The sequence below is a fragment of the Bradyrhizobium sp. genome (assembly GCF_022844465.1).
GTDB lineage: Bacteria > Pseudomonadota > Alphaproteobacteria > Rhizobiales > Xanthobacteraceae > Bradyrhizobium.
On record NZ_JALHLP010000003.1, the window covers coordinates 147,958 to 167,166 of the forward strand.

Sequence of the window (19,209 nt, forward strand, 5' to 3'; positions counted from 1 at the left end):
GGTCTGCCCTTGACGCCGAGCGTTCGATTTCGACTCAATGGCGCTGTGACGGAGATCGACGCCGATCCCGAGCGGTCGCTGCTGGATGTTCTGCGGAGCCGGCTCGGCATGACCGGATCGCATTTCGGCTGCGGCGCTGGCGAATGCGGGGCCTGCAACGTGATTGTCGGCGACCAAGCGGTGCAGTCCTGCGACACGCCGCTGTGGTCAGTGGCGGAAAAGGACGTCACCACCGTCGAGGGATTGGGAACGAGCGAGCGCCCCCACCCGCTGCAGCGCGCCTTTATCGCTGAACAGGCGCTGCAATGCGGCTATTGCGCTTCCGGCATCCTCATGAGCGCGGCGGCGCTGTTGAAGAGAAACCCGTCGCCGACCAGCCGCGACGTACGAGAAGCGCTCGACCGCAATCTCTGCCGATGCGGTTCGCACAACCGCATCGTAAAGGCAGTGTTGCGCGCAGCAACCGAAATGGCGCCGAAATGAACCGGAAAGCCTCCGACCCGTTCTCCGAAAAATTGCCGATAAGCTTAGAGAGCAATCCTAGGTTGTCTTCTTGGTTAAGCTTCTCCACCGCAGGCGAGGTCTTTGTCTCTTCTGGAAAAGTGGAGATCGGACAAGGCATCGTGACGGCGCTGGCGCAGATCGCCGCCGACGAGCTCGACGTCGATCTGTCGCGTGTGCAGATGGTCCGGGCATCGACCTCTGTCAGCCCCAACGAGGGTGCCACCTCGGGGAGCCTCTCCATCCAACAGTCAGGTCGTGCACTGCGTCACGCTTGCGCCGAGGTACGTCGGATTTTTCTCCGACAAGCGGCGGCACGGCTGGGTGTTGATGTCGACGCGCTTGAAGTTCAGGACGGCACGATCAAGGGACCTGGCAACGTTGCGACCAGCTATTGGGAGCTCGCCGAAGACGTTTCGCTCGAGCGTAACGCCACGCCGGGCGCAAACCCAAAAGATGCGACACTCCGTAGGCTCGCCGGGAATTCCATCCAACGAGTCGATATCCCCGACAAGGTGTTTGCCGAGCCACGGTTCATCCACGATCGGACATTCTCGGGAATGCTGCACGGCCGCGTGCTACGGCCGGAGAAACTCCGGGCGAAACTCTTGGGAGAACTGAACGAGGATGGAGCCCGCGCCGTTTCAGGTCTGGTCGTGATCGTCCGTGATGGAAGCTTTTCGGGCGTTGTCAGTGAAACCGAGCATGGTGCGGAGGACGCTCTCGACGCGCTACGCAAGAGCGCAACCTGGTCTGACGGCGAGCCATTGCCTGACGATGACGATTTGGCAACATTCCTCAAGACCCAACCATCGGAATCGACGGTGATCGATACGAAGATCGCCGCATCACCCGGCACGGCGGCGCGCACGGTCCGGCGACAGTACACCCGACCGTACATCGCCCACGCGTCAATTGCGCCATCCTGCGCTATCGCGCAATGGCATGGCGACCGCGTCCATGTCTGGACCCACAGCCAAGGTGTGTACCTCCTGCGCGCCGATTTGGCGCTGGTACTCAAGTTGCCGGTAGCGAACATCACCGTCGAGCATATGGAAGGCGCCGGTTGTTACGGGCACAACGCCGCCGACGACGTCGCGCTTGATGCCGTGCTGCTGGCCAAAGCCGCTGCTGGCCGGCCGGTGCGGGTACAGTGGTCGCGCGAAGCCGAAATGGCCGATGCACCCTTCGGGGCCGCGATGACAATCGAGATTGAGGCCGGCCTGGATTCGCAGGGTGAGATTGTCAATTGGAAGCACGCAATCTGGAGCAACGGTCACGTAGCGCGACCGGGCCGGGCGCCTCAGCCAGCCTTGCTCGCAGCGTTCGAGTTGGCTGATCCGTTTCCGCGCATGATCTCGACCAATCCGCCGCAGGTCAACGGCGGCGGCGGCGATCGCAACGCGATCCCGCTATACGATCTTCCGTCCTGGAGCATAGAGAGTCATCGCTTGACGACCATGCCGATCCGCACTTCCGCGCTGCGCACACTAGGCGCGCAGGGAAACGTATTTGCGATCGAATCCTTTCTCGATGAGCTTGCCGCGGAGCGCGGCGAAGATCCGGTCGACTTCCGTCTCCGCTACTTGCGCGATGGACGGGCAAGGGACGTCATCCGCGCCGTGGCCAAGCGCGCCAAATGGAAACCGGCAAAGCGCCCTGGCATTGGCCATGGCATCGGCTTTGCCCGCTACAAGAACACCGGTGCCTACTGCGCCGCGATCGCAGAAATCGAGGGGACCGAGAATATCACCGTTCGGAAGCTGACGCTGGCGGTCGATGTCGGCGAAGCGATCAATCCCGACGGCGTTATCAACCAGATCGAAGGTGGTGCCATTCAAGCCACGAGCTGGGTACTCAAAGAGCGCGTTCGGTTCGACCGGCAACGCATCACCAGCACCAGTTGGACCGAATATCCGATCCTGCGCTTCAGCGAGGTCCCCGATGTCGAGGTCGAGGTGATCCGCCGTCCGGAGATGGACCCTCTCGGCGCCGGTGAGGCCGCCCATGGCCCGGTCACGGCCGCCATTGCCAATGCGGTGTTCGACGCCCTCGGCGTGCGGGTGCGACATTTGCCGCTCACGCGCGACCAAATAATGGCCGCCATGGGACCGACATGAGCAGGCTGAACCTCCTCAGCGGCGGTGCCGCACAGGGCCTGGTTGGTAGCCTGGCGCCGGCCTTCACGGCCCAGACCGGTCTGGAGCTTTCCGGCGAGTTTGGCGCGGTCGGCGCCATGGCCGAGAAGCTTCGTCGCGGCGCGCCGGCTGACATGGTCATCCTGACCGCCGCCCTGGTTGCTGAACTGGCCAAGCAGGAACTGGTTGTCCCCACTTCGGTTGCCGATGTCGGCCGGGTCGAAACCGCCCTCGCCGTCCGTACCGGCACACCCCTTATCACCGTCTACAGTGTAGCCGACTTGCGAGAGTCTCTGCTGGCGGCCGATGCGATCTTCGTACCCGATATCAAGGCCTCGACAGCCGGGATTCACGTTGCAAGGGTTCTTGATCGGCTGGGCATAATCGACGCGGTGGTAGCGCGCCTCCGGATCTTCCCGAACGGCGCGACAGCGATGCGCGAACTCGCGAAAACCGATGCGCGCCGTGCGATCGGTTGCACGCAGTCGACCGAGATTATCGCGACCGACGGCGTAGCCTGGTCGTGTCCGCTGCCGAAGGGCTACGGCCTCGCCACCATGTACACAGCGGCTATCACCACCACGGCAGCTCACGCGGCACAGGCTCGGGAACTGATCGACCTATTGGTCGACGACAAGCAATACCAGACGCGCAAACGAGCCGGCTTCCTCACTGACCAGGAATAGTCTACGTCGCGATTGCCCCAGTGACAGGTCGCGCCCACGGCGCCGTGCGCGATGCCAGCCGCGGTCGAATACGAGGGCATTCGGGGCGACAAGTGAACTGGGTGGAGTACGCAGGCTCAATATCCCGGCTATTCGCCCTCGCTTCCAGATCCCGCTTCGGCCAATTCGCGAAGCATATCGGCATTCAACACGACGATAGCGCCGTGCTCGAGGCGTACCCAGTTTTGGGTTGCCCAGGCCCGCAGCTGCTTGTTGATACTCTCGCGAGTCATTCCCACCATTTCGCTGATTTCCTGCTGGGTGATCGCGATTGTTCGGCTCTGCGGTTCGGACTTGTGTTTTTCAGACAGTCGAAGCAACGCGCTGGCCAGTCGTCCCGGGAGGTTTTGCAGAATGATCTGTTCTACCTGATCGCTGGTCCATCGGAGCCGCTCGCAGAGCAATTCAATGAACTTCATTGCCAATGCTGGCTGGCCCTTCACAAACGGGATGAATTCGCGCCGATCAATGACTAGGAGTTCGCAATTGCTATTCGCGATAGCATCTGCGGAGCGCACCCTTCCGTCGAGCAGCGCAATCTCGCCGAAGATCTCGCCGGGCCCGATGATGTTCAAGATGGCATTGCGGCCTTCAGGCGATGAAATGCTCATCTTCACCGTTCCGGAAATCACCGCATACAGGCTGTTGCCGGGATCCCCCTTGGAAAACAGCATGGCGCCGCGCTTCAGCGTGGAATGCTTGGCGTAGCGACAGAGCTGATCCAGCGCCTCTGGCTCGAGATCAGCAAAAATCGGGTGTTTGCGCAGCACGGATAAACTGCCAGTCGACAGTTTTTGGGCTTCACCCGTCCTTTGTTGAGGCACGCCAGTAATACTCCAGGAGATGCCGACGGTGAACTAGCCCTTCCCTAATCAAGACTGGTCGCCTTTTCAACCGTTCAGTACCAAAGCAGGTCGAATTGGCGACAATTGACACTGCAACATCACACCGATTCTACCAAGAGCCGAGGTTTGCGACGTCCTATCTGCCGGACTATCGCAAAGAGCAGCAATGCCTCCTAAGGTAGCATGCTGACTTTAGTTTACCCGAAGGTCGAGCAATGTCGACCATCACTTCAATTTTCTCATCAGCTTCAACCGTAGCGGAGTTCGGTCAGATTTTTCCCAAAGCAGTCAGGATGACCTGAGGCGTTAGCGGAATCTCCGTGATTGTTACCCCCAACGGCATAAGCGCGTCGTTGACAGCATTGCTCACGGCGGCGGCCGCCCCTGCCGTGCCGGCTTCACCCGCGCCCTTGGCGCCCAACTCAGATTCCAGCGTCGGCGAGACCACGTGACCAACGTCGATGTCCGGCATTTCGCCTGGCATTGGAACCAGGTAGTCGACCATGTTGGCGTTGGTGAGCTGGCCGCGCTCATCATATACGCATTTCTCGAACAACGCCGCGCCGAGGCCTTGGACTACGCCGCCTCTGATCTGTTCATCGACCAGTTGCGGATTGATGATGGTCCCGCAATCCTCGACCACCCAATGCTTCAGGAGCTTGACGAAACCGGTGTCGGTGTCGACTTCCAGCCAGGACGCCTGGACGCCATTGGTGAAGGCGAAAGGATATTCTCGCGGGACAAAATGCCGGGTTGCCATCAATTCGGGTTGAATGCCCGGCGGCAAAGTGTCGGGGCGGAAGTACACAATTCGCGCGAGTTCGCTCAATTCAATCCTCGGCGTGCCGTCCGCAACACTTACAACGCGACCATTGACGATCTCGAGTTCACCCGGTGTCGATTGTAGAATAGCGGCCGCCACGTCAAGCACGTTCTTTCGCAACGCCTTGCTGGCCTGCAACGCAGCCTCGCCACCGATACCGGCTCCCCGGGACGCCCAGGTACCTCCCCCATACGGCGTATTGTCAGTGTCGCCCAGCACCACACGGACACGATCCATGGAGACACCGAGCACGCTGCCGACGATCTGCGCCGTCAACGACTCCGATCCCTGGCCCTGCTCGGTAATGCTGGTCTGGCAGATCACCGATCCCTGGGCGTCGAGCCGCACGGCGACGCCATCCTGCGAAGATATCTTCGCCCCGCCAACGCCATAGAATGCCGCGCTAGGGTTGGTAACTTCAATGAAGCTGGCGATGCCAATACCGCGATGGATATTCTTCGCACGTAATATTGCTTGCTCGGCGCGCAGCCTATCGTATTCCATCATCTTGACCAGCTTGGCCAACGCTGCATGGTGCGACAATTGCTCAAAGCGCAGACCTGACGGCGATACACAGGGGTAGGCGTCATCGGCAATCAGATTGCGGCGGCGAATTTCGATCGGATCGATACCGATCTTCATCGCGGCCAGGTCAACCAGGCTCTCCGTCACCGAGCAAGCGATGGGATGGCCAACCGCGCGGTATTGGCACATGACGTTCTTGTTCTGGAATACGACGCGAGCCCGGGCGCGGTAATTCCTGGTTACATAAGGTCCGCCGACCAGATTGACGACCTGGTTGGCCTCGATCGCGCTGGTCCGCGGATACATCGAGTAAGGTCCAATTCCCGTGAGGTCGTCGATCTCGAAAGCCGTAATGGCGCCGTCACGCTTGACGCCGATCCTTCCCTTGCACCGATGATCGCGAGCATGAATGTCGGTATTGAAGCTCTCGACTCGGTCTGCGACAAACTTGATCGGTCTGCGCAGTAATTTCGCGAGTGCGTATGTCGCCATCTCGTCGGCATAGATATGGACCTTGATGCCGAATGAACCACCGACGTCTTTACAGACCACGCGGACTTGGGACTCGTTCAAGCCCAAATGCAGGGCAGCGATGTTCTGCACCATGTGTGGCGCCTGGGTGCCCTGGTAGATCGTGAGCCGCGCCTCGCCGGCGTTCCAGTCCGCTACCACCGACCGCGGCTCGAGCGTCACGCCGGTATGCCGTCCGAAAACAAACTCCGCCTCCACCACCGCGTCGGCATCGGCAAAGGCCTGATCAACATTCCCGGCGTCGTGATTGCGCTCGAAAGCAAGGTTGTCGCCTAGCGAGCCGTGGATGACCGGCGTCGCTGGATCGAGCGCGGTTAGCATGTCCGTTGCGGCGTCAAGTGCCGCATACTCCACCGACACCCGCTCGGCAGCATCCTCGGCCTGCGCGCGACTGGCCGCCACAACGGCGGCCACCGCTTCACCCTGCCAACATACTCGGTCGATCGCGATGGCACTTTGCGGCGCTGATTTGAGGCCCTTCAGGTGCGACAGCACACCGACCCACGGCGTAATCACGCTCGCGAGCTCGCTGCCCGAAACGATGGCGATCACCCCCGGCATCCGCCTCGCCGCCGACATCTCGATACCAAGGATCCTTGCGTGCGCATGCGGCGAACGCAAAAAAACCACATGCGCCATGCGCGGCAGCTCGAGATCGCTGACGTATAGACCCCGTCCTTGCATCAAACGGTCAAGGTTGGGCCGAGGGACCGTCTTGCCAATATAGGAATTCGGCCGGTCCAGAACGGAAAGCATTTCCGGCGGGTATCGCGGAGTCATGGGGAGCGCCCCGCGCGTTGGCGCGCAATGGTTTCGATCGCATCGACAATGGCCTGGTAGCCGGTGCAGCGGCAGTAATTGCCTGAAAGATGCTCGCGAATCTGTTCCCGATCGGGCTGTGGCGACTGCTGAAGCAGATCCTGCGCCGCGATCAGCATTCCCGGGGTGCAGAATCCGCATTGCAACGCGTTGCGGTCACGAAACGCTGCCTGCAAGTCCGCAATCTCGCCGCTGTCGGACATGCCTTCGATGGTCTCGACCGAACTCCTGTGAGCCTGGGCCGCAAGCATCAGGCACGAGCGCACGATCTCGCCATTCATACGGACCGTGCATGCACCGCAGACACCGTGTTCGCAGCCAACATGCGTGCCGGTGAGTTGCAGGTGCTCGCGGAGGAAATCCGCGAGATTCAGGCGCGGTAGCACATTGGCTTCAACGTAATCTCCATTGACATGAAGCGCGACTGCTACGGTATCCATCACTCCTCGCCTCCCAAGCCCAAATCAGCGCGGGACAGCAGCGAGCCCACGCACCGCGCCAGCAAGATTTTCGCCAGATATCGGCGCATGGCGGGCGTCGCCTGTTGATCCCCCATCGGGCTAAGCTCTTCACTTAGAGCGGAGCATGCCTCGGACAGCACTGTCCTGGTCACCGGGACACCAATCAGCTTGCTACCGGATTTGGCCAGCAACGGGCGATCACCGACCGCAAAGAACCCGAGGCGAAGGTCGACAAACTGTCCGTCCCTTACTATTGCCTGGGCTGCAAGTCCGACAATCGCAAAATCACCGCGCCGACGGGAGAACTCGTGGAAGAAATGCGTCGAGCCCTCAGGCGCGACTGGTAGCTCGACGGCGACCAGCAATTCGTGCGGCAGCAGCGCGGTCTCGTAAATACCTCTGAAGAACTCTTCTGCCGCAATCCGCCGTTCACCGAGCGGACCCCGAGCAATGATGACGGCGCCCAGCGTGATCATACAGGCGGGTAATTCGGATGCGGGGTCCGCATGCGCAAGACTCCCGCCGATCGTTCCGCGGTTTCGGACTGCCGGATGTGCGATGTGGGCAACCGCCTGCGTCAACAAAGGAGCATGGGCCGCTATCTCCGTGGACTTCAACAGATCGACATGTCGCGTAAGAGCTCCGATCGTGAGAATACCTCTCTCAACCGCGATACCGCCGAGCTCAGTCAAGCCACCTATGTCGACAATGAATTCAGGAGAGATCAAGCGCAGGTTCATCGCCGGCATCAGGCTTTGTCCGCCCGACAATACCTTGGCGCTTTCGCCATGCACGACAAGTAACTCCAGCGCTTCTGAGACGCTGGTTGCTCGGGCATAGGCAAAAGCCGAGGCCTTCATTTTCGGCGTAAACTCCCGGTAGAGTTCAAATTAGACGGCTCTGGGCTTGAAACGTCAAGTTTGTTATCGCGCCATAGTTCGACTTTGGGGCTTGTCTTAGTCGACCGAACCACGCATTTTCCAGGTCAAGAAAAGAAGCCTGCCTGTGGGGAAGAGCAGACCATGAAGCTCGGGTTCTTTACAATGCCGATCCATCCTGTCGACAAAGATTGGCGGCTTTCCCTTAAGGAGGATCGCGAAGCGTTCCTGCTGGCCGATGAGCTGGGGTTCACCGAGGCCTATGTCGGCGAACACGTCACCGACAGAGCCGAGAATATCACATCTTCCATAGCCTTTATCGCGTGGCTGGCAGCGGCGACCAAACAGATCAAGCTTGGTACCGGCACAGTCAACATGCCAAATACCCATCCGGCAGCCGTTGCATCTGCGATCGCGATGCTGGACCATATGCTCGATGGGCGCTTGATTTTCGGCATTAGCCCGGGCGGTCTGCTGTCCGACGCCGAAGCATTCGGCAATCTCGAAGCAGACCGGAATGCCATGTTCCTGGAGGCCATAAACCAGGTTCTTCAGATATGGGCGAGCGATCCGCCCTACAACATCCGAGGCGAGTACTGGAACATAACGGTTCAGAAAACCCTGATTGAAGACATAGGCCAGGGCTTCATCCCGCGCCCGCTTCAACGACCGCATCCCCCGATCGTGGTGACGGCGGTTGCCCCCTTCTCCAAGGGCGTGACGGAGGCTGCGGCACGCGGCTGGGATCCGATCTCGGCCAACTTCCTGATGCCGGCCTGGGTGAGGAGCCACTGGCCGAAGTACATCGAGGGCTGTCAGCGCGCCAAACGTCCTGTGGACCCAGCGAACTGGCGCGTTGCCAAGAGCGTATTTGTCGCCAAGGACGCCGCGACCGCGAAGGCCTATGCTACCGATCCGAACGGTCCCTATGTCTATTACTATCGCTCGCTGTTCACGAAGTTGAAGCGCAACGGCCGCATCGAACTGTTCAAGACGCGCCGCGATCAACCGGACGACGAGGTAACGCTGGAGTCGATCTGCGAGAAACTCATTATCTGCGGCACGCCGGACAGCGTTGCGGATCAGTTGCTCGCCTTTCAGGAAGAGACTGGCCCCTTCGGCACGCTGCTCTACGCCGGAAAGGATTGGAAGGACCGCGAGCTGGGCCGCCAATCGATGGTCTTGATGGCCGAACAAGTCATGCCGCGGGTCAGTGCCGGCGAACCTACTCGTTCCAATACCGACGACGTGTCAATGCACAAGCGGGGCCGCCTTGGCACTCAGTGATCGCATCCCCTATCAGGCGCAGATCGATCGGCCAAGGTTGGTCCTGCCCGCCGGCAAGAAGCTTGCCGTATGGGTCATTCTTAACGTGGAGGAATGGCGGATCGAGAACGCGATGCCTCGCACGGTGCTCAGTCCCCCGATGGGCCAGCCGCTCTTGCCCGACGTTCCGAACTGGTCGTGGCACGAATACGGGATGCGCGCCGGCTACTGGCGCCAGCTCAAGGCGCTCACGGACCGGCAGATACCGACAACCCTCGCGATCAACGCCAATGTCTGCAACAGCTACCCGCGCGTGGCGCAAGCTGCGCTCGAAGCCGGCTTTGAGTTCATGGGTCATGGGTTCGTGCAGGGTCCGATGCACAAGCTGGACAGCCAAGCGGACGCAATCAAGCGCGCGATTGAAACGATCGCCGAATTCACCGGAAAAGCGCCGAGGTCCTGGGAAAGTCCGGGCCTGACCGAGACTGAGGAGACTCTTGACCTGTTACGGCTCAACGGTGTCGACTATGTCGCAGACTGGGTGATCGATGACCTGCCGCAGGACATTGCTACACCGCACGGCACCATTACCACGATCCCCTATTCCGTCGAGACCAATGATATCGTCATTCATGCGCTGCAGCACCTGCCTTCCGAGCAGTTCCTGAAACGCTGCATCGATCAGTTCGACCGGCTTTACCTCGAGGGCGCGTCAAACGCGCGTGTCATGGCAATCTCGGTTCACCCATATATTACGGGCGTGCCCCATCGCATCAAGTATCTGGAAGCCTTGCTGGACTATGTCATCGGTCACGATGGCGTGGCTCTGATGACGGCGACCGAGATTGGCGATTGGTATCGTGCGGAGATGGGAAAGCAATAGATCACCGGTCAGCGTTGCGCTCGATGCCGCAGGACATCTCTCCTGCGCTCGCTTTCCCAACATCTTATCACGCGGATTTATCCGACATGAAACGGCCAAAGCTGCCGCGCGCAAACAGCAGCGGCTCACGGCGGTTATAGGCGTAAGCTTCGACCGCCCCGAGGAAGATGATGTGATCGCCGCCGTAGTATCGGTTGGCCGCGCGGCATTGGAAATTAGCGACACTGTTGTCAAGGATCGGCGCGTTGCCTAGCCCCGGCGTCCAGGCCACACCGGTGAACTTGTCGCCCGAGGACTTCGCGAATTGCGCCGCCAGCGCCTCCTGCGAGGCGCCGAGAATATTGACCGTGAAATGGCTCGCATTCTGAAAGATCGTCAGACCTTGCGAGAACATGCCGAGGCTCCACAGCACCAGCGGCGGATTGAGCGAAACCGAGGCAAATGAGTTGCAGGTCACGCCATACGGCGTTCCATCGGCAGACATTGCCGTTACGATCGTAACGCCGGTTGCGAAGGTGCCCAACGCATTGCGGAAGTCGCGCGGATCGATCCCCGCGTTGTCGCTGGCAAATTCGTTGGCCGGATCGGCCGGATGCTTGGGTGCGTCAGACATCCGGCTGCCTCAAAGCGTCAGATTTTCAGACGGTAGACCGAGCGCCACCCGTCCATAATTGGTTCCTGCCGCATCGAAATTGAATGCGAGATGCGAATTCACCGCATGTGCGTCGCGGAATTGCCGTTGCAGAGCCCCGGAGGTGAACAGGCTGCGCGCTCCACTTGCGGCGAACAATAGCGAAACCGCCTCGGTGCAAAGGTTTACCGCAAAGGCGCCATCCCTCCGCAGCCGGGTCTTGGATGTCAAATCGGGAATGTTACCACGCCTGACGTCGGCCATCGTATCGATGCAATTGGTGCGCATGATCAGGCGGGCTGCATCAATCTTGGCAGATGCTTCCGCTATCTTGATTTGAGTCGTCTGCAGGTCACTGACCTTGGCACGGTTGTATGTCGAGGCCCGATGCCGCGCGAACTCGACATAATCGTTCAGACAGGCCTGCGCGTTGCCGAGAGCGACACCAGACAAAACGTAGGGAAACAGCGAAAATACCGGGAGCGCATAAAGCGCGTTTGGATTGACCCTACTTCCCGGCGTGGGTCCGCCTGCGAGATCGCTCACCGCGACAGTCATTTCGTCAGTGACAAAGCTGTCATCGACCCTGACATCGTTGGATCCCGTGCCACACAACCCGGTAGCGTTCCAAGTGTCGTTGATCTTGTAGGCGTTGCGGCTGAGCAGAAATATTCGATACTCGATGCCGTCTGCCTCATCGTCCGAAGAGACGACGCTGGCAAGCATGTTCCAGTCGCAGGACTCCACGCCCGATGAGAACGGCCAATGGCCGCTCAGCCGATATCCGCCGTCCACCTTCCTGGCACGACCGGCTGGAAAGATGAAAGAAGACGCGATCAGCGCGTTCGCGTCCTTGCCCCAGACCGCCTCCTGCGCCTGTGGGGCGAACATGCCGAGCATCCAGTGATGGCTGGCGAGATTGGCGAAATTCCACGCTACAGAAGCGTCCGCCTGCGCCAGCGCATCGGCGCAGTCGACCAGCGCCACATAGTCCAGTTCGCCCCCTCCGACGCGTCTGGGCTGCACGATTCGAAACAAGCCAGCGTCGTGCAAGTCTCGCTCGGTCTCCGGCGGTAAGCGCCGGAGTTCCTCGGTCCTTGCGGCGCGATCGCGCAAGCCTGGGACCAGCGCCATGGCGCGCGCGATCAGGGCGACATAACTTTCCGTATCCGGCCCCGCGGGTAAGCCCGCATCCGGCCTGCCGCCTTCCCCTGCCATTGGCATCGTCCTCGCTCGTCCGGTCGCCTTCGCCCATGACGTGATTGGGCTTTAGCAGTCTATCGCCGGAGCACCAATGTTCAAGGCGCGGGGCTGGCATGGGCTGGTGCCGAGCACCCCCGGATACAAAAAAAGGCCCGGCGGCCAACGGGCCACCGGGCAAATCGTGCATTCCGGGCTCCGAAAGCGGTCCCGCCGCTAGCCGATCGCTTTGCGCCAATAAAGCGAATTCGACCAGGCCCAGCGGCGCTCCGGCTCAAACAGCCGGTAGCCGGCGCGGATAAAGTTGTTGGCCGATGACAGGTTCTCGGTGGTGTCGGACACGATAGAGCACCACCCGTTGCGCCGCACCCGTGCTTCCATGGCCCGCATCAGGCGCAGTTGAAGACGGTTACCCCAATGTGCCCTCAACACCCCAACTCTAGAAAAATAGCCGGCGTTGCTGATGAAGGCCGAGGGAACAACGCCGGCAAAGGCCACTGGCTCGCTCTCGCAGGAAGCGAGCCACCAGTGCCCTTCATCGAAGTGCGGTATCGAAGCCGCTTGAAGAAAAGTCATCCGATGAAGTTCGGAAAGCGTTTCGGCGATCTCTTCGTTATCGCCGTCAATCTCGCGAATTCGATACATCGGCTGCACCTCAGTTCGATTCGCCGCATGAGGCCGGCGTACCGCAGACAAAGCATCATTTGCCGAGCGTCGCCTTGACACCAAGCCACACAGCTCCGACAAATCCGGTAACGACCTGCATGCCGCGGAAGATGACGATGCCGTCGCCCGGCGTCTCGATCTTGTCGCTGTAGAGCTTGAAGCCGCTGCCGACGCCAAGCGCGGCGATCTTGCTTTCGATCAGCCGTTTGCTCGATTGCGCCAGCGTCCGCTGCGCCTCGCGAATGCAGACCGCGCACGTGCCGCGCTCGGCCTGGCAGGTCTCGACCAGCATCTCGCCGAAGAAATGCGATTTGCCGGAGCCGCGCCCGCCATAAATCCCCTTGTATCTCGCCGGCTGCAGCAGCGGCTCGAACACCCCTGCCGTCGGAATTTTCAGGATCGACAATGGCGCAACCTGTTCGATGGTGGAGCATGCGCGGATTGCGCCGGTGGACACGCCGGGGAGCGCTGGATATCGCCACGGCGCGATCCGCAGTCACGTAACGGTGGTGTCGAGGTGCGCCAGGAAAGAGAACCGCGGTAAAGATCCTGCTCGTCTAATTCTTGCTACTTGGATGCGTGAGACCATCCGCTGGCTGCTTTCTCGCAAACCCGGCGGCATGATAGCTGGATCTACGAGTCTTTACGTCAAATGCGAAATCGACATTGACATCTGCGGTGGAAAAGCGAATCAAGAACCTCTTCGAACGAGGGAGGTAGGTGATCGGCTGAATGAAGCGCGATTTAACGACTTCTTCCAACAGGGCATCAACATCGCAATCCAGAAATGGAGTGTGTCGGGCTTTCAGCTCATCATACGGAGTAATCCAGTTTTTTTCTCTTGATAGCAGTTGATCCAATTCGGCGACATAGGCGGATACTTTCTCGGTACAGGAACTAGAATCTCCGCGCGCCCCTGACCCATGAGCTAGGTACAGCAAGAACATCAGCGCTGCGACGCTTAGCTTACCCACTCCTTGCTGCAGCAGAGCGTTCATCATAGTTGACACTCCTGCGCCATATCAAGTTCCCACGCACCATACGGTGATCGAATAAAAATCGCTCGATAGTCTGTTCTGCAAGCCGCCGCACTTCATGTGTTCGCTCTTCCAGCCGAATTCCTCTGGCTTGATTTCGCCGCGCGCCAAAGCGCCGGTACGATCCATCACCAGATAGTATTGGATTGATGTATCGAGGAAGCCGCTCTCTCCCCAATTTACAATCGCCGAATCAGGCCAGCCGTCACCCTCCCGGGCCATCGCGAGGTAGGCGGATCGGTTCAACTGAAACCGGACTTGATCGAAGCAATAGTCCAGCGCGTGCGCTCCCCCAAAATGGTACAGAACCAGCAGAACCACGCACGCGAGCAAGCTTGGCGACTTCCAGGTCCCGATCTCGACGAAACGAATGGTCAGTATTAGCGCATAAGCCTGCCCAACAATGAGCATGAAGAAATTCTCGATGACTGCCGAGGCGATGCTTTCCGGGAGCCCGAGACCAAGAACCAGGTCAGACGTCGACCAGGCGAGCGCAAAAGCAAAAGGAAGGTTGAAGCGCAGGCAAACATAGTAAAGGCCCGCATGGGCCAATAGAAGCATCGAAAGAACCGCGAGTAACACCCTGTCGAAAGCGACCGGATTTCCGGGACGCGAAACCGCTTCGATGGCTGACATGGGTGCCTTTGCCGGTTGCTCGGCGACGCACCCATCCTGTCAATCGCATGGGAGGATTTCGCGCATATTTCCCGGAGTTATTGTCGAGATCTCAGGATATTTCGTGCAGAGGGCATCAATCGAAAAAGGTCGATACGAGCTCAGCGAAATTCGAACCTCAGGTAAAGCGCGCCTACGCGCTGGTTCTCGATGAACAAGCCACCCCTGGCTCCCATCCCCTTGAACAGCGGCACTTGGTTCAACGGCTTGTCGGCAACGACGAATATCGAACTGGTGGGGCCCGCGAAATAACAGCAATCCGGATTGTCGCCATCCAGCTTCACGCGAGCATAGAGGGATTTGCCGCGGGCGACCTCGACGCGGACTGTCAACCCCAGCGATTCCAGTTTGCCGTCACATGCTTGGTCGAGTTGACATTCGATCGTGCCGGCGTCCCTTCCCCGGTCTGTCTCGGCGCCAAAGTCGAGACGATAGCCGTCAGCGACAGCGGGGCTCTTCGATAAGAAAGTACCGACAAGGAGTGCGAGGACTGCGGTGACTGAACTTCGGGCGAATCGTCTCACTACAGCTTCTCTCTTCACCTGGGTGGGCCAAGGTCGATAGATCGCAAAGTTCCTTTCGTCAATCCATCGCGTCACGCGAGGCTCGACGCCGCGGTTCAAACATTGCCGCCGTCCGGCCTGTCCGGATGTACGATCACCCGCTCGATCCGGTGGATGATTTCGATCACACCGTCGCCGCTGCTTTCCTTCGGCTGCGTGGCCTTGCCCCAGCCGCGGTCGAGAATGGCGTTGGCGGCCGATACGCGCGCGGCGGGGGTCGCGTCCTTGCTTCGCATGATGCCGACGAGAACGCGGATCGCGGTCCGCGTGTGCCCCCGCGCCAAAGACCTGATTTCGACGAGGGTCCTGGCCACCTAAGACTCTCTGCCGTGCGGGGTGCGCGGGATGAACTGAATGAGCGCGGCGCTCACGAGAGTTCCTCCGTGACCACGACGACCACAAGGCCGACAAGCGCGAGCGATATCAGATAGGCGGTCATCGGCGCTTCTCCGTATAAAACAAATCTGCGGCATGATCGCCATGCGACCATTTGGGGCGCGAACCTTATCCCGTCGGGGCCGCTTGCGGCGGTGACGAACCGCGCCGCAAGCCGGCGCGTTCGCGCGCGCCGGCCAATGCTGTGTGGAATTGAAGGCTCGGACGACGGCGCGCCCGCGACGCCCAGGCGATGGGCGTAGGGAGGTGCGACGTCGCGATGGGCGGCCGCCGTCCGATTCAGGAATCCAAAAGAAAAACCCGCAGCGGATTTCTCCGTGCGGGTTTCGCGATGATGGAATTATGCCAGTGATTTGCCCGACGAGTCAAATCGTTTTCGAGCGGTCCGCAAGCCGTTGAAATCCGATTGAGCGGTTCAGGCAGATTGAAACCGCCTCGACCGGTTGTTCCGTTAAAGGAAAAGCCCGCCGCCGTTTCCGGCGCGGGCTCTACGACATCGGCGACCATGCCAATATGCATCTGATTTGCCCGACGCGTCAAGCGCCGGAATGATCGGGTTGACGACATCAAAAGCTGAACTGGGCTCCGCTATGCCCAGCGCGCGTGAGGCGGCGCTGATCCGCTTCAGAACTTGCCTTTGCTCGCGTCCTTTGCCGCAGACATGACCTCGCCGGTGATCTGCCGCATATGTTCGCCCGCATTGGTGAACTGGCTGCGCAGGAACTCCGACTGGATCCGCATCGCCTCCTGCAGGTCGGTCGCATGAACCAGCTTGCGCGCGTGCTCGAACGCGGCCTTCATGTTCTGTTCGGTGAAGGTCAGCGCCTGCCTGGATATATCCGTGCCCGCGCCAGGCATTGACGTCATGGATTTGCCCGCGGCGTCGAAGAACATGCCGAACGCCTTCTCCGCCTGGTCGATTGTCTTCTCGGCCAGTTCGCGCAGTTCGGCCGGGACTTCGAGTTTCGGTTCCATATGATCGCCCTCTCCAATGTCGTCGTCGGCAGGTTAGCACAATTTCCGGCTGGGTCCTGCGCTATATTGACGTTTGAAATGGCGGCGTCTGTGTGGCAAGGCGGTTCGGTTTTCCGCCTTGTATTCTCAATAACGGTAGGGCTCGATATCAAGGAGCGGAAAGGCGCTGAACACGCTCGGCGGATTGGTCGGCGTCGTCGGGTGCAGGCAGGTCTTGTTCAGTTCGCTCAGGCTGGTGACGCCCAGCAACCCCAGGCAACGGATCACCTCGTCTTCGAGCAGCTCCAGCATCCGCACGATGCCGGCCTGTCCCGCGGCGGCGAGCGCCCAGCATTGCAGGCGCCCGATCCCGACCAGATCGGCGCCGGAGGCGATCGCCTTGACGATATCGGTGCCACGGCAGAACGAGCCGTCAACCATGATCTTGGCGCGGCCGCCGACAGCCTCGACGATTTCCGGCAGCACGTGCATCGCTCCGCGGCCGTGATCGAGTTGCCGTCCGCCATGGTTGGAGACATAGATCCAGTCAACGCCGTGGTCGAGCGCGATGGCGGCGTCTTCCGCGGTGGCGATGCCTTTGATAACCAGTGGGACCTTGTACTTGTCCTTGATCAGCTTCACCGTGCGCCATTCGAGCCCCTTCTGGAAATCGCCGCCGGTGGCGCGGATGCGGCTTTCCCGGACATACCGTTTGGCGATGTCGCGTTCGCGCCGGCTGTAATGCGCGGTGTCGACGGTCAGGCAGAACGCGGCATAGCCGTTGTCAATCGTGCGGCTGACGGCGTCTTCGACAAAGGCGTCGTCGCCGCGGACATAGAGCTGATAGAAGCGCAGTGCGTCCGGCGCGGCCTTGGCGGTCGCCTCCAGCCCTGGCTCGGACACCGAACTGAGCATATGGGCCGCGCCGAACTGCCCGGCCCCGCTAGCGACTGCCGCCCCCGAATCGGGATCGAAAATCTCCAGAGCCCCCACCGGTGCGATAAACACCGGCAGGCGCAAGCGGCGCCCGAACACCTCGGCGGAGGCGTCGACCTTGGCGACATTGCGCAGCACCCGCGGCCGGAACGCGATCTCGTCGAGCGCCATCCGGTTGCGGCGCATCGTGGTTTCGGTTTCCGCGGCGCCGACTATGTAGTCCCAGGCGTTCTGGTTCAGCCGCGCGCGGGCCTTGCGCACCAGTTCGTGGAGGTTCTGGAATTCCTCGCCGCTGGCGCCAAGCTCGACATTCCTCGCCGGCCGGATCGGGGTCCCGTCATTCATAGTTTTTCTCTCCCATTTTGACCGACATTAAAGCGTTTTGGAGCCAGGTGGAAACCGGTTCCACGCGCCAAGAAATACAAATCTGTTTCTGGAGGATAGGCTATCTGATCGCCGCTCAGCCGGAATTCCCCGTCGTCCCGAAAGCTCCTGCCCCGGCCAAGGCTCCAATACGCCGGTCGTCATATCCGAGGGTCTTTCGCAACACCTGCTCGGTGTGCTCCCCCAGCAGCGGCGCCGCGACCGGGTAGATCGCCGGCGTCAGGCTCATTTGAAGCGGCGTTTCGATGTTGGGCACGGTGCCCGCCGTCGGATGCGATATCCGGCTAAGGCGGTCGCGGCCGCGCACCTCAGGGGCGTTGAAGCCCTGCTCAACGGTGCGCAGATAGCCGACCGGGATGTTGGCTTTCTTCATCTTTGCCATCCAGTATTCGAGAGTGTTGCCGGCAAAGACGCTAGCGATGATGGCGCGCAGCTTTTCCCTGTTGGCCGTGCGCGCTTTCCGGTGCGCAAATTCGGGATCAGTGACAAGGTCCGGCCGCTCGAGCACCTCCGTCACCAGTCGACGGTAGAGCCGGTCGTTGGCACAGGCCATGTAAAGCGGCCCGTCGGACGCCCGATAAACCCCGACGGTCGGCGATCCGTTCGGCGAGTTTCCAAAGCGGCCGGGGTTTTCGCCGCTGATCAGATATGCCATGCCATAGAAACCCGTCATCGCCACGGCGGTGTCGATCAGCGCCACCTCGACCTGCTGGCCGCGGCCGAGGCGATCGCGCGCGATCAGCGCCAGCAGGATCGCGTTGCAGGCCGACATGCCCGTCGCCAAGTCGACAATAGGCGGACCCGTGCGCACCGGCTCACCGTCCGCAAAGCCATTGAGCGACATGAAGCCGCTTTCGGCTTGCGTGATCGGGTCGAACCCCGGACGAAGCGCGAACTCTCCCTTGCGGCCGTAGGCCGAGATCGAGCAATAGATCAGGCGCGGATTGGTTGGCGCGACAGAGGCATAATCCAGACCGAACTTCTTCATCACGCCGCCGGAGAAATTCTCCACGACGACGTCGGCCTTTGCGATCAGTTCGCGCGCAACCTCCAGCGCCGCGGCATTGTTGAAATCGAGCACGATGCCGCGCTTGTTGCGATTGAGACTGAGGAAGGCGGCGCTCTCGCCGCCGATTTCGGCATGCTCGTAGTGGCGGGTGTCGTCGCCACCATCGGGATTCTCGATCTTGATGACCTCAGCGCCGAAATCGGCTAGCGTCTGCGTGCATGCCGGGCCGGCGACGACGCGGGTGAAGTCGATGACCAGCAGACCATCAAGAGCAGTCGGCTCGCCCTGTGCGCGCGGCGTTCGTTCCGGCAATAGCGGCCTGGCAGTCATATCCGGCATTTCCCCCCGCTATTTCGCCTGACG

The 19,209-nt window shown here is 60.5% G+C and carries 20 protein-coding genes and 1 pseudogene; 5 read left to right on the top strand and 16 right to left on the bottom strand.

What is annotated here, in order from left to right:
* Positions 1 to 9 precede the first annotated feature (9 nt).
* The 3 genes from Q0D31_RS08810 to Q0D31_RS08820 are packed head-to-tail and all read left to right on the top strand — an operon-like array spanning position 10 to position 3,325.
* On the top strand, positions 10 to 483 hold the full coding sequence (locus Q0D31_RS08810; RefSeq protein WP_291848561.1) for a (2Fe-2S)-binding protein: 474 nt from the start codon (positions 10 to 12) through the stop codon (positions 481 to 483).
* On the top strand, positions 480 to 2,621 hold the full coding sequence (locus Q0D31_RS08815) for a molybdopterin cofactor-binding domain-containing protein (protein WP_291848564.1): 2,142 nt from the start codon (positions 480 to 482) through the stop codon (positions 2,619 to 2,621). The genes Q0D31_RS08810 and Q0D31_RS08815 overlap by 4 nt, the downstream gene beginning before the upstream one ends.
* Positions 2,618 to 3,325, top strand: coding sequence for a substrate-binding domain-containing protein (locus Q0D31_RS08820; protein WP_291848568.1), 708 nt, complete (start codon positions 2,618 to 2,620; stop codon positions 3,323 to 3,325). Before Q0D31_RS08815 ends, Q0D31_RS08820 begins: the two co-directional genes overlap by 4 nt.
* A gap of 128 nt (positions 3,326 to 3,453) precedes the next feature.
* On the opposite strand, the gene Q0D31_RS08825 is transcribed toward Q0D31_RS08820, so the two are convergent.
* The 4 genes from Q0D31_RS08825 to Q0D31_RS08840 form a co-directional block, all read right to left on the bottom strand.
* Positions 3,454 to 4,188 (bottom strand): Crp/Fnr family transcriptional regulator, encoded by a 735-nt coding sequence (locus Q0D31_RS08825; RefSeq protein WP_291848571.1) that lies wholly within the window; start codon positions 4,186 to 4,188, stop codon positions 3,454 to 3,456.
* Positions 4,189 to 4,477: 289 nt separating this feature from the next.
* Complete coding sequence (locus Q0D31_RS08830) at positions 4,478 to 6,844, bottom strand: xanthine dehydrogenase family protein molybdopterin-binding subunit (RefSeq protein WP_291848574.1); 2,367 nt, start codon at positions 6,842 to 6,844, stop codon at positions 4,478 to 4,480.
* A gap of 20 nt (positions 6,845 to 6,864) precedes the next feature.
* Positions 6,865 to 7,347 carry a (2Fe-2S)-binding protein gene (locus Q0D31_RS08835; RefSeq protein ID WP_291849176.1) on the bottom strand — a complete coding sequence of 161 codons (483 nt, stop codon included), beginning with the start codon at positions 7,345 to 7,347 and terminating at the stop codon, positions 6,865 to 6,867.
* The gene (locus tag Q0D31_RS08840; protein WP_291848577.1) at positions 7,347 to 8,228 is read right to left on the bottom strand and encodes a xanthine dehydrogenase family protein subunit M; all 882 of its coding nucleotides are present in this window, start codon (positions 8,226 to 8,228) and stop codon (positions 7,347 to 7,349) included. Before Q0D31_RS08840 ends, Q0D31_RS08835 begins: the two co-directional genes overlap by 1 nt.
* A 162-nt stretch (positions 8,229 to 8,390) precedes the next feature.
* Here Q0D31_RS08840 and Q0D31_RS08845 point away from each other — a divergent pair, with 162 nt between their 5' ends.
* Positions 8,391 to 9,533 carry an LLM class flavin-dependent oxidoreductase gene (locus Q0D31_RS08845; RefSeq protein ID WP_291848580.1) on the top strand — a complete coding sequence of 381 codons (1,143 nt, stop codon included), beginning with the start codon at positions 8,391 to 8,393 and terminating at the stop codon, positions 9,531 to 9,533.
* Positions 9,520 to 10,395 carry a polysaccharide deacetylase family protein gene (locus Q0D31_RS08850; RefSeq protein WP_291848583.1) on the top strand — a complete coding sequence of 292 codons (876 nt, stop codon included), beginning with the start codon at positions 9,520 to 9,522 and terminating at the stop codon, positions 10,393 to 10,395. Before Q0D31_RS08845 ends, Q0D31_RS08850 begins: the two co-directional genes overlap by 14 nt.
* A gap of 67 nt (positions 10,396 to 10,462) precedes the next feature.
* Here Q0D31_RS08850 and Q0D31_RS08855 read toward each other — a convergent pair whose 3' ends face one another.
* The 12 genes and pseudogenes from Q0D31_RS08855 to Q0D31_RS08910 form a co-directional block, all read right to left on the bottom strand.
* Entirely contained in the window at positions 10,463 to 11,008 is a 546-nt protein-coding gene (locus Q0D31_RS08855; RefSeq protein ID WP_291848586.1) for a flavin reductase family protein, read from the bottom strand.
* A gap of 9 nt (positions 11,009 to 11,017) precedes the next feature.
* On the bottom strand, positions 11,018 to 12,244 hold the full coding sequence (locus Q0D31_RS08860; protein ID WP_291848589.1) for an acyl-CoA dehydrogenase family protein: 1,227 nt from the start codon (positions 12,242 to 12,244) through the stop codon (positions 11,018 to 11,020).
* Positions 12,245 to 12,442: 198 nt separating this feature from the next.
* Positions 12,443 to 12,871 (bottom strand): GNAT family N-acetyltransferase, encoded by a 429-nt coding sequence (locus tag Q0D31_RS08865; RefSeq protein WP_291848592.1) that lies wholly within the window; start codon positions 12,869 to 12,871, stop codon positions 12,443 to 12,445.
* A gap of 115 nt (positions 12,872 to 12,986) precedes the next feature.
* Positions 12,987 to 13,298 (bottom strand): annotated as a pseudogene (locus tag Q0D31_RS08870) (phage terminase large subunit); the annotation flags it as partial.
* A gap of 151 nt (positions 13,299 to 13,449) precedes the next feature.
* Positions 13,450 to 13,890: a hypothetical protein gene (locus Q0D31_RS08875; protein WP_291848594.1), complete on the bottom strand. Its 441-nt coding sequence runs from the start codon at positions 13,888 to 13,890 to the stop codon at positions 13,450 to 13,452.
* Between the two features lie 24 nt (positions 13,891 to 13,914).
* Positions 13,915 to 14,565 (bottom strand): hypothetical protein, encoded by a 651-nt coding sequence (locus tag Q0D31_RS08880; protein WP_291848596.1) that lies wholly within the window; start codon positions 14,563 to 14,565, stop codon positions 13,915 to 13,917.
* 140 nt (positions 14,566 to 14,705) lie between these two features.
* Positions 14,706 to 15,128, bottom strand: a complete 423-nt coding sequence (locus Q0D31_RS08885) for a hypothetical protein (RefSeq protein WP_291848599.1) — start codon at positions 15,126 to 15,128, stop codon at positions 14,706 to 14,708.
* Positions 15,129 to 15,223: 95 nt separating this feature from the next.
* The gene (locus Q0D31_RS08890; protein ID WP_291848602.1) at positions 15,224 to 15,481 is read right to left on the bottom strand and encodes a hypothetical protein; all 258 of its coding nucleotides are present in this window, start codon (positions 15,479 to 15,481) and stop codon (positions 15,224 to 15,226) included.
* Positions 15,482 to 15,842: 361 nt separating this feature from the next.
* Positions 15,843 to 16,070 carry a hypothetical protein gene (locus Q0D31_RS08895; RefSeq protein ID WP_291848605.1) on the bottom strand — a complete coding sequence of 76 codons (228 nt, stop codon included), beginning with the start codon at positions 16,068 to 16,070 and terminating at the stop codon, positions 15,843 to 15,845.
* 117 nt (positions 16,071 to 16,187) lie between these two features.
* Entirely contained in the window at positions 16,188 to 16,538 is a 351-nt protein-coding gene (locus tag Q0D31_RS08900; protein ID WP_291848609.1) for a phasin, read from the bottom strand.
* A gap of 126 nt (positions 16,539 to 16,664) precedes the next feature.
* Positions 16,665 to 17,798: an alpha-hydroxy acid oxidase gene (locus Q0D31_RS08905; RefSeq protein ID WP_291848612.1), complete on the bottom strand. Its 1,134-nt coding sequence runs from the start codon at positions 17,796 to 17,798 to the stop codon at positions 16,665 to 16,667.
* Positions 17,799 to 17,913: 115 nt separating this feature from the next.
* The gene (locus Q0D31_RS08910; protein WP_291848615.1) at positions 17,914 to 19,176 is read right to left on the bottom strand and encodes a CoA transferase; all 1,263 of its coding nucleotides are present in this window, start codon (positions 19,174 to 19,176) and stop codon (positions 17,914 to 17,916) included.
* Positions 19,177 to 19,209 lie beyond the last annotated feature (33 nt).